1 protein-coding gene is annotated in these 558 nt (G+C 67.6%); it reads right to left on the bottom strand.

All coding sequences use genetic code 11. The annotated features are described in order from the left end of the window. Positions 1-79: 79 nt before the first annotated feature. Positions 80-558: type II secretion system F family protein (locus tag C9414_RS20935; protein WP_181286199.1), on the bottom strand; the 479-nt coding region annotated here is incomplete at its 5' end.

Genomic DNA, 558 nt, shown 5'->3' with positions numbered 1-558 from the left:
GCCAGCGGCAAGTACCAGCAGCGAGAGCATGAACCAGACGCTGGCACTCATCGGGCACCCTCCGGGCGGCAGCAGGCGTTCATAGCGATTTGGCCAGTCGGTACAGCAGGAAGCCGCCGACCAGCTCCAGTCCCAGGGCGATCAGCAGCACTTTGTGGCCGAGCGGATCGTGCAGCACCGGCTGGAAGAACTCGGGGCTGGAAATGGCCATCAGTACCGCGCTGGCCGGCGGCAGCAGGCCAAGCACCCAGGCCGACATGCGCGTTTCGGAGGTGGTCGCCGCCAGTTCCTGCTGGGCCTGTTCAAGGTCGCGCATGAAGTCGCCCATGCGCTGCAGGATCTGGTCGGCGCGTCCACCGATGCGCACGCTCACACCGATCACCACCGCCAACACCTTCAGCACGTCCATGCGGTAGGGTTGCGCGGCCAGGCCCAGCGCTCGGTCCAGATCCATGCCGCTGCGGGCATAGCGCACCGTGGTGTCGAGCAGGCCGCGCAGCGGGGCGCTGGTCTGCATCGAGGCGACCTGGAAAGCGGCCTGCAGGCTGTTGCCCAGCG

Source organism: Bacillus sp. Nf3 (assembly GCF_003028545.1).
Taxonomy (GTDB): domain Bacteria; phylum Bacillota; class Bacilli; order Bacillales; family Bacillaceae; genus Bacillus; species Bacillus safensis.
Note: the sequence above shows the minus strand (reverse complement) of the source record. Positions and strands in the feature narration are given on the sequence as shown.